Annotated in this window: 1 protein-coding gene; it reads right to left on the reverse strand. The window is 73.1% G+C overall.

What is annotated here, in order from left to right; translation table 11 throughout:
- Positions 1-834: acyltransferase domain-containing protein (locus ACFHW0_RS31680; RefSeq protein ID WP_416613299.1), on the reverse strand; the 834-nt coding region annotated here is incomplete at both ends.

The following is an 834-nucleotide window of genomic DNA, read 5'->3' on the forward strand; positions in this document are numbered from 1 at the left end:
GGGCCGATCTCCAGGAACGTGTCGACGCCCGCCGCGCGCAGCGCGGTGATTCCGTCGGCGTACCGGACGGCCTGCCGGACGTGGCGCACCCAGTAGTCGGCCGTACGGATCTCCTCGGAGTCGGCCAGCGCCCCGGTCACGTTCGACACGAGCGGCAGCGACGGCGCGGCGAACTCCAGCCCGTCGAGGACGGCCCGGAACTCGTCGAGCATCGGCTCCATCAACGGACTGTGGAACGCGTGACTCACCGTCAACCGACGCGTGCGCACGCCCCGCTCGCGCCAGACCCGCTCCACCTCGTCGAGGGCGTCGACGGCACCGGAGACCACAACCGAGGCCGGCCCGTTGACAGCCGCGACCCCCACGTCGGCCAGGACGTCCAGCGAGGCCAGCACGTCGGCCTCGGCGGCAGCGACGGCCAGCATCCCGCCGCCGACCGGCAGCGCCTGCATCAGCCGCCCCCGCGCCGCCACCAGCGCCACCGCGTCAGCCAGGGACAGCACCCCGGCCACATGCGCGGCGGCGACCTCACCGATCGAATGCCCGCCCACGAAGTCCGGCGTGACCCCGAACGACTCCACCAGGCGAAACAGCGCCACCTCCACGGCGAACAGCCCCGCCTGGGTGAACACCGTCCGATCCAACAGCCCCGCCTCGGCGGAACCCTCGGGTGCGAACAGCACCTCCTTCAGCGGACGCGGCAGCAACGGGTCGAGCCGCCCGCACACCTCGTCCAACGCGGCGGCGAACACCGGGAACCCGGCGTACAACTCCCGGCCCATACCAGCGCGCTGCGCACCCTGACCCGAGAAGAGCACCGCGAGCGGGCCCCGG

It is taken from the genome of Micromonospora sp. LOL_025, assembly GCF_048060285.1.
Classification (GTDB): domain Bacteria; phylum Actinomycetota; class Actinomycetes; order Mycobacteriales; family Micromonosporaceae; genus Micromonospora.